Source organism: Pseudanabaena biceps PCC 7429 (assembly GCF_000332215.1).
Lineage (GTDB): Bacteria > Cyanobacteriota > Cyanobacteriia > Pseudanabaenales > Pseudanabaenaceae > Pseudanabaena > Pseudanabaena biceps.
Map to the genome: position 1 here is coordinate 1 of NZ_ALWB01000215.1, position 8485 is coordinate 8485.

Sequence of the window (8485 nt, forward strand, 5' to 3'; positions counted from 1 at the left end):
TATTAAGTGGCGGCGCGAAGCGCCGCCACTTAATATTTGGGCTTTTGAGCGGTAAGAGCTATAATTAGCAAAGGGGGGTGGGGGCAAAGTCTAAAATATTAAGTAATTAAGTAGCGCTAGTTAAAAGCGGCTAATTAAAACTAAGAGTAAAACTTATAGTGAATGCTGCATGTTCGCTAGAGATTTTTAATTTTTCTCAGTTACTTAAATTTCAAAATACAAAATCTCAAAATACAAAATCTCAAAATACAAAATCTCAAAATACAAAATCTCAAAATACAAAATCTCAAAATCAAATCCCCAAATATTTAAAAGCTTAATGTTCAAACCTAATCGGATAGTTTAGATATCACCAGCCAATGAGTTTACCTTCGATGCAACCCACTAAAAATAATATCTATAATTCTGTTAATTACAATGCCATCAATGAAATAGAAGACGTTGACTTAACTAATTGTGATCGCGAACCCATCCATATACCGCAATCGATTCAGCCTCACGGATTACTGATGGTACTCACAGAACCCGATTTCAAAATCGTTCAGGTCAGCACAAACAGCCTTGAGATTGTGGGAAGAGCAACCGAATATCTCCTCGATCGCCCATTGGCTGATTTTATTAGTAGCGATCGCCTTGAAGCCATCAGTAAATGCTTGGACCGCAGTTTCGAGCATATTAATCCCTTAGCCATTAGCTTTGCTACTGCGGAAGATGTGACACGAAATTTTAATGGAATTGTGCATCGTGCCATCAGTGGCGAAATCATCCTCGAGCTAGAACCAATCGCTAATAGTATTGATCGAGAATTTTTTCATTTTTATTATCAAATTAAGAAAACCCTTACTAAAATTCAAGCAGCTCAAAATTTAGGAGAATTGTGCGATCTGATCGTGCGCGAAATTCAAGATATCACAGGCTGCGATCGTGTAATGATCTATCGCTTTAATGAGAGTGGTGACGGTAATATCATTGCAGAAGTTAAACAACCCGATCAAGAATCATTTCTTGGGCTACGCTATCCCGACTCCGACATACCCAAACAAGCTAAGGAACTCTATAAACTTAACTGGCTACGATTAATTCCCAATATGGATTACCGTCCCAGTCCATTAATCCCTAGTTCGCAAATCAAGGAAATAGCGATGCATCCTCTTGATATGAGCCATTGTTGTTTGCGATCGGTATCGCCCATTCACATTGAATATCTCAAAAATATGGGCGTAGCAGCATCCCTCACTATTTCTTTAATTCAGAAGCAGAATCTATGGGGTTTAATCGCCTGTCACCATAACACTCCTATATTTATTCCTTACGAAATTCGTACGGTTTGTGAGTTTTTAGGACAGCTCATGTCTACCGAATTAGCCAATAAAGAAGCCAACGAAAACCTCGATTACAAACTTCAACTCAAAAACATTCAAAGTCAATTTGTAGAACGACTGAGTAAAGCTAATAATTTTGTGCAGGAGCTAGTTGCGGAACCTGAGACCCTATTAAATCTAGTAGGGGCTAAGGGAGCGGCGGTATGTGAAGGCGACGATATCACCATGATCGGGCAAACGCCACAACTAGATTGGCTAAAATCGCTATTGTCTTGGTTGCCCAAGCAATTCAAACAGGATATTTTTGTCACCGACAATCTTCCCTCTCTGTATCCTGATGCGGATAATTGCCAAGCTGTAGCTGCGGGACTACTAGCTATGGCAATCTCCAAGATTCAGCATCGCTACGTATTATGGTTTCGTCCCGAACTCCCACAAACGGTTACTTGGGCAGGAAATCCTAACAAACCCAAACGTCTAGAATCCGATGGGACGATGACGATCTTTCCGCGTAAGTCGTTTGAAGCATGGCAAGAAATAGTGACAGGGCGATCGCAGCCTTGGTTGGACTGCGAAATAGCAGGAGCAAGCGAACTTCGACAGGCGATCGTGGACATTGCGATCCGCCAAGCAGAAGATCTCGCCCATATCAATCTAGAACTGGAACGCAGCAATAGCGAACTTGATGCCTTTGCCTATATTGCTTCCCATGACTTAAAGGAACCTTTGCGCGGCATTCATAACTATGCAACTTTTCTATTAGAGGATTACGGTCCAATCCTGCAAGATGATGGTGCTGACAAGCTCAATACCCTAGTGAGACTCACAAAACGGATGGAGGCCTTGATTGATTCTTTGCTGAAGTTCTCTCGACTGGGCAGGCAGGAATTACAAATGTCCCCGATCGCTCTCGATCCGCTGTTAAGCAATGTGAGCGAGTTATTGGGGATGAATCCTCAATGGCAAAACTGCGAAATTCGCAAAATCCGATCGCTACCAACGGTATTAGGAGATCGAATTTTGCTCGAAGAGATCTTTACCAATCTCATTTCCAATGCATTTAAATACAACGACCAGCCTCAGAAATGGGTGGAAATTGACTGGCAGATCGTTCCTAAGCTAGAACATAGTGATGAAAATCAGAATCCAACTCAAAGATTTGTGACGATTTTGATTCGCGATAATGGCATTGGCATTCGCGATAAGCATCTTGAAACAGTATTCCGCATATTTAAGCGTCTACATGCTGCTAGCAAATATGGAGGTGGTACTGGTGCAGGGCTGACCATTGTCAAAAAAATTATCGAACGTCATGGAGGAACGATTAAAGTACAGTCTATCTATGGACAAGGCACTACGTTTTTATTTACCTTACCAATTCAGGAATCCCTATAATTATCCATGCAAAGGCTATTAAACTCTCCTTGGGAAGATGTCATCCATCCCGTAATTGCTATTATCGAAGACAGTGACGAGGATTTCTACAGTTTTTTGCGTGCTACTCAAAAATTACATTTACTAGAGCGATCGCTGTATAATATCGTGCGATTTCAGGATGGAGATGAAGCCCTTGATTATCTATTCCGTCAAGGTAATTACCAAGGACTGCAAGCCCCTCTGCCCGTTGCCATTTTGCTCGATCTCAATCTCCCCAATACCGACGGCAGAGAAGTCATCTATCGAGTTAAGCAATCAAGTCATTTACAACCAATTCCAATTATTGTGCTGACTACTTCTAATAGTTACCAAGATATTCAAACCTGTTATCGTTACGGGGCTAACTGTTATATGCTTAAACCCCTAGGTGTTAGTGAAATGCAACAGACTGTGCAGGTTATTTTTCAACATTGGTTTCAGGTTACACTCTTACCTAGCTACGGACAATTTTCAGCCTAAATTTATTTATCTCAAGCTTTTTTTATCCCAAGCTTTTTCCCCTAAACATTGTATAGCAACGTAAGGATTGCTTAGGACATAAAACCCAAATATGAGTGGTGGCGCTTTGCGCCGCCACTCATATTCTTTTTGGTAATACCCATTCACGAAAGTGTTGCCACAATTTTGTGAATTTTGTGAATTAAAAGCGAAACCTAGTAAGGGTTTTCAAGTTAAGAAATGGCGTAGCCATTTCTTAACTTGGGGTAAGGAAACCTTATGTTGCGATCGCTTCAGATTCTTGAGGTTTGGCTTCCTTGGGCTTTTTCTCAAAAACCTGCACGCTTGGCTCGGCAAGAATGAATCCTCTTTCGGTCATTTCACCAAACTTGCCACCGATCGCCGCTACCCAATGGGGAAAGTTAGCTTGGGCATCTTCCAGTTTCTTGAATACTTTAGGTTTAACATGCACATGAAAAATCCGCCCATCGCAGTCTAAACTGAAAGATTTCCAACCGTTCTTATCAGTTTTTACATCGACAGGAAGCTCGTTGATCTTAATCGTTAGTTCCAGTTTTCCTTGGATAGCCATATTATCCCTATGCTAGCTGTAATATTGTTTAGAATCGCAATTTGGAATTATCACATATTTTTATTCAAATTGACTCTATACAAAAGTCGGGAAGTCATCGATAACTATTACCAAACGAGGGAATTATAGCTGCCGCCAGTCTTGTTAGGACAAAATTAAACCTCAAAAGAGGGTTGCCGCCCTCCGCGCGGCAACCCTCTTTTGAGGTTTACGTCCTGATACAGTTGACGACAGAAGCACAAAGAACCCCAAGGAACCTTTTGAAATTGTTGTTTTGCAACAATTTCAAAAGGTTCCTTGGTTTGGATTTGAGTGCTAAGCGCTGTATCTTTATCGAGTTATACCAATTCACAAAAGTGTTGTCACACTTTTGTGAATTAAAAACTAAACTTAGTAAGGGTTTTCAAGTTACAGCAACTAGACACATGTTCTCTCCTAAGGGCTATGTAAATAAAGAGGATTACGACAATGATGATCACAGTGATCGCTATCGTGAATTCTGTTTGAGAAGTTTTGACTCAACTTGTGGATATTTGATCGCTTTTTAAAAACTTTTATTCGCGATTTCTCACTTCTGGTTTGATTACAGGGGATTCATTTTGATTGAATAGGAAGATGGTTTGAGCACAATTAGTTTTCCTTATTGTGTTCGAGATTGTGCTCAAGCCATAAATACATTCTACTTTTTGTATCTCCCGCTCTAACCTGGTCAGGGTGTCAGCATTTAAAGTTAAAGAAGTTGTAGTGGTTGTAGTGGTTGTAGGCGAACAGCTACTATTCAAGCAAATTAGACCTAGGGCACTATCATTTAATTCGTGGTTTAACTTGCTTTGAACAACATTATATTGCGCTGAAGTCAAATTCCTTCCCTCTACATTATCAAACTTAGCTACCGAAGCATCAATGCGCTGATTGTCCAGCGCATTATTGGTTAGAGCAATAAATTTACTTGTTTGTCCTGAGAAAGAAGCATTATTAATAGTCAATCCTGTTAGAGCACTACCAGAACCATTTATCAATAGCCCAATATTCCCACCAGTAATAGTATTATTACTGCCAATATTGACAGTAGCCCCATTCGCCATAACTGTACTACCAATCACTTCCAATCCTGTTAAATTATTCCTCAGAGTAGAATTTTGTATATTGAGAGTGAGTTGACGATTGGCTAGGGTTGAATTATATTGCATTTGAACACCTGCTCTAGTAGAGTTCTGCATGGTCACACCATTAACATTTAAAGTGCTTTGACCAGTCCCCGCGTCGCCAAAGTTAGGGTCAACATTATAGAATAAAATCCCATATTGATTATTACTCAGCGTGCCGCCAGTAATTTGGGCTGTCCCAGATGTGGTGATTTTCCAAGCTTGAATTCCCGATCTCGAATTACTGATATTATTATTGCTAACATTAACTGAAGTAGTCCCAGTTACCGAACTAAGCATGATCCCAGTATTGACATTAGGTGAAGCAAGGGGGTTGGTCTTGATTGAATTTACAAAGGTATCACCTGGAACTGACCAAGAAGTATAATCAGAGGCAGAAAGATTATTATTCGCAATCGTGTAGGTAGCGTTATTAGCAGTGCTGGGGTTATGCCAAATACCAAAGAAATAGGATTCAATGGTATTATTTGTAATATTAGTTCGCGTGCCAAGGGTAGTTGAACTCATAGGTTGTATTTGTATTCCAATTAAGGCACGAGTAATGTAGTTATTGGTAACATCGGCATAGGCATTTCTTAATAGGTACACTCCGCGTCCGCTGTCAGGATTAGTGCCACCTGACATATTATCAAAGCGATTATTAGTAATTACATTGCCATCCATCAGCGCAGCAGCGGATGAAAACAGCAGCACCCCAGAACGATTCGTATTGGCAATGATATTATTTTGAACAGTCAAGTTTTGAATAGGGGTGTAGCTTGTCCCATCCGTTCCATTGGATATCCCTCTAGCCGCATTCACATCTATCCCATTTAAACTACGTCCACCAGTTAAAGCAGTATTATCCCCATCCAGTTTAAAGCCGTCAATCGTAACATTATTTGCCCTGACCGTAATAATATTGCCGTCACTAGTGTTACTTGCGGCTGGGACAATGATTGCTTCTGAGCCGCGACTGGTGGCGCTAGAACCGCCAGCAGAAACTCCGGCAAATGGGCCATTTAAAGTGACATTACTGATAGTATTAGGAATAATTAAATTTTCTTGATATGTTCCCGCCGCCACATTTACAGTAGTGCCGCCGTTGACTGTACCAATAGTATCAATGGCATTTTGAATGGTATTCGCAGGCGGCGCAACATTGGTATTAACAGAGTTTAAATTGAGAACTAGATTGCTACCCACTCCCGTTAAACTAATAGTTGAGCCACCAGAACGACTAATATAGCGTCCAGTCAGAGTTAGGGTGCGTCCAGCAGTAGCAGAACTAAGACTAGAAGCTAAAGAGATGTCGCCATTGCCACCAGCACCGCCAGAAGTCGTAATGGAGACATTGCCAGCTGTTAAATTGGCGAGGATTGTGGCTACTGTTAGCACTGCAGGACTAGCAGTGGTATTAAAATTTGGCGCACCCGCAATGTTAGAGTCAGCAGTAGTATTGATTGTCAAGTCGCTAGGATCGAGGAGCCAAGTACCAGCTTGACCATTGGGGGCTAATGTATTGATTTGGCTACCATTAACATCTAAGTTAATTTTTCCAGAGGTTTCCACAAAGCCCCCATCACCACTTTGGGAACCACCTCTAGCAAAAATACTGCCATAGAAGCGAGTGGTATTATCTGCCCAGAAAATTACTTTGCCGCCATTGCCAGTAGTTAAGGCATTAGCTTGCACAATGGTATCTTGACTGCCAAAGGTAAACTCGGAATTGGGTACGATGCCTTTGCCTTGATAATCGCCACCCACTAGCACCGTACCACCCCCCGTTCCCCCTGAAGCATTGAGCCTTGCCGAAACCAGACCAACGCGATCGCCTAAAACATTAATCTCACCACCTTTAGCAGTAGGGCTAGATACATCAAGATTACCTGATGCGATCGCCGTTCCCGCAGTTGAAGGGATTGAACTATTGGCAACTAATACATTGCCAGAATTATCTACATTTAAGCCAGTTACGTTACGAAGTTCGGATGAACCTGTAAGCAAGCTAGGCAGATCAGAACCTAGAATTGAGCGCTGTGCAAGTTCTTGTTGAGCAGCGACAGGAAGTTCTAAACTTAAGAGACTGCCTTCAGGCGTTATTTTGACATACTTGCCATCTGCTGATGCAGCGATCGTGATTTTACCTGATGGTGAAGTAATTGTGCCTGTATTAATTACCAAACCACCCACAAGAGTAATACTCTGCCCTTCTTTAACAGTGAGGTTGCCAGCATTAACGATCGCAGCAGGTTGTTCACTCGTTGGCATTGAATTAGAACTAGCAAAGCCAAAAGCTTGAGGAGTTCCAGTTAACTTTTTGACATCATCAATCCCTGTATTTACTCCAAACCAACTATTACCCACCTGAATTCCACTCGCCGTAGTCGCCGTAAACGCCGCAGGAACATTCAAACTAGAGTTCGCACCAAAAATAATTCCCGCAGGATTCAATAAATAGAGATTAGAATTACCACCCGTAACCTGAATGAGTCCATTAATCACCGAAGCATTACCACCAGACACCCGCGCCAGAATATTCTGAACGCTAGGGTTAGACATAAAGTTGGCAATCTCTCCCTGAGTTAAGCCAAATTGCTGAAAACTGTGATAGAGATTTGCGGCGGCTTGTGTGCCACCTGTGATATTTAATTGTTGAGCGTTAGTAATATCAGGGGCTACTTGTGTTCCTAAATTACCTGAGCCTTGAGTGGGTACAATTGACTGAGCAAAAGCAGCACTTCCCATAACAAAGGGTTGTAACAATAGCAATGCGATCGCTGCTCGTCTAATTTGCATAAAATTACTCTTGACAACTACTGACATTGTTTTTCTCCTTTGTTATAAGTTGAAAGTTATAAGTTGAAATCAATATTATTTTTAACTACAATTAAATATTTTAACGTGAGTTCGGGATAATTTGAAACGGGCTTTGAGGAATGGTTTGCGTAGCAAACCATTCCTCAAAGCTCAAAAGTAAAAGCCTTGCTACGCAAGGCTTTTACTGGGAGCATCTCACTAATGCAATGAGTATTTCTACTTATAGATGACATATGAGAAAATGAATAAAAATGAGGTTAAAAAAAGATGACACCCGAAGAAAGCAAAGTTCTGAAAGAACATCTAAAAGCTGCGGCGGCAATTCTATTGAATAATACCCCAAAAGAAGAGCTAAAAGCTTTAACAGCATAGAATTAGCAGTCAGAGACCACTTGCTCAAAGAAGTAGCACCAGAGATCGGAAATTTTTTAAGTCAGCAGCAGCAAAACAAGAACAGGAAGAAGCAGAAAGATCCAGACCAGTCTAGGAACATGGCAAATTAGAGTCAAACAAGTTGCACAATTAGGTTTGAAAAACGCAGTCGATTGAGTCCGCAGCTAGAAGCAAATTGTCTATTGCTGAGTGCCAACGTTTCTTACGAAAATGCGGCTCGGGACTTGCACAAGCTAACGGGAATATACGTTGACCACAGTACCCAGCAGAGGCTAGTCCACCGTCAAGAATTTGCAGAATTAGAAGTAGGGGAAACGATTACAGAACTTAGTATTGAT

At 41.2% G+C, this 8485-nt stretch carries 6 protein-coding genes and 1 pseudogene; 5 read left to right on the forward strand and 2 right to left on the reverse strand.

The annotated features are described in order from the left end of the window. Nucleotides 1-374: 374 nt before the first annotated feature. Together PSE7429_RS18655 and PSE7429_RS18660 are read left to right on the forward strand one after the other, a co-directional pair. On the forward strand, nucleotides 375-2717 hold the full coding sequence (locus tag PSE7429_RS18655) for an ATP-binding protein (RefSeq protein ID WP_009628882.1): 2343 nt from the start codon (nucleotides 375-377) through the stop codon (nucleotides 2715-2717). A 6-nt stretch (nucleotides 2718-2723) separates the two neighbouring features. Then, on the forward strand, nucleotides 2724-3218 hold the full coding sequence (locus PSE7429_RS18660; protein WP_009628883.1) for a response regulator: 495 nt from the start codon (nucleotides 2724-2726) through the stop codon (nucleotides 3216-3218). A 256-nt stretch (nucleotides 3219-3474) separates the two neighbouring features. Here PSE7429_RS18660 and PSE7429_RS18665 read toward each other — a convergent pair whose 3' ends face one another. Further along, complete coding sequence (locus PSE7429_RS18665) at nucleotides 3475-3789, reverse strand: hypothetical protein (RefSeq protein WP_009628884.1); 315 nt, start codon at nucleotides 3787-3789, stop codon at nucleotides 3475-3477. Between the two features lie 425 nt (nucleotides 3790-4214). Between PSE7429_RS18665 and PSE7429_RS27620 the strand changes: the two genes are divergently transcribed. Beyond that, on the forward strand, nucleotides 4215-4337 hold the full coding sequence (locus tag PSE7429_RS27620; protein WP_267879021.1) for a hypothetical protein: 123 nt from the start codon (nucleotides 4215-4217) through the stop codon (nucleotides 4335-4337). Between the two features lie 6 nt (nucleotides 4338-4343). Here PSE7429_RS27620 and PSE7429_RS23865 read toward each other — a convergent pair whose 3' ends face one another. Next, complete coding sequence (locus PSE7429_RS23865; RefSeq protein WP_009628885.1) at nucleotides 4344-7760, reverse strand: two-partner secretion domain-containing protein; 3417 nt, start codon at nucleotides 7758-7760, stop codon at nucleotides 4344-4346. Nucleotides 7761-8021: 261 nt separating this feature from the next. Between PSE7429_RS23865 and PSE7429_RS25280 the strand changes: the two genes are divergently transcribed. Both PSE7429_RS25280 and PSE7429_RS26020 read left to right on the forward strand, forming a co-directional pair. Beyond that, nucleotides 8022-8126 carry a hypothetical protein gene (locus tag PSE7429_RS25280; RefSeq protein WP_009628886.1) on the forward strand — a complete coding sequence of 35 codons (105 nt, stop codon included), beginning with the start codon at nucleotides 8022-8024 and terminating at the stop codon, nucleotides 8124-8126. 173 nt (nucleotides 8127-8299) lie between these two features. Further along, nucleotides 8300-8485: pseudogene (locus tag PSE7429_RS26020) on the forward strand (ISKra4 family transposase); the annotation flags it as partial.

What these genes read in the sequence shown, in the direction of transcription:
- PSE7429_RS18655 (WP_009628882.1), top strand. Translation starts at nt 375, where the DNA reads ATGCAACCCACTAAAAATAATATCTATAATTCTGTTAATTACAATGCC.
- PSE7429_RS18660 (WP_009628883.1), top strand. Translation starts at nt 2,724, where the DNA reads ATGCAAAGGCTATTAAACTCTCCTTGGGAAGATGTCATCCATCCCGTA.
- PSE7429_RS18665 (WP_009628884.1), bottom strand. Translation starts at nt 3,789, where the DNA reads ATGGCTATCCAAGGAAAACTGGAACTAACGATTAAGATCAACGAGCTT.
- PSE7429_RS27620 (WP_267879021.1), top strand. Translation starts at nt 4,215, where the DNA reads ATGTTCTCTCCTAAGGGCTATGTAAATAAAGAGGATTACGACAATGAT.
- PSE7429_RS23865 (WP_009628885.1), bottom strand. Translation starts at nt 7,760, where the DNA reads ATGTCAGTAGTTGTCAAGAGTAATTTTATGCAAATTAGACGAGCAGCG.
- PSE7429_RS25280 (WP_009628886.1), top strand. Translation starts at nt 8,022, where the DNA reads ATGACACCCGAAGAAAGCAAAGTTCTGAAAGAACATCTAAAAGCTGCG.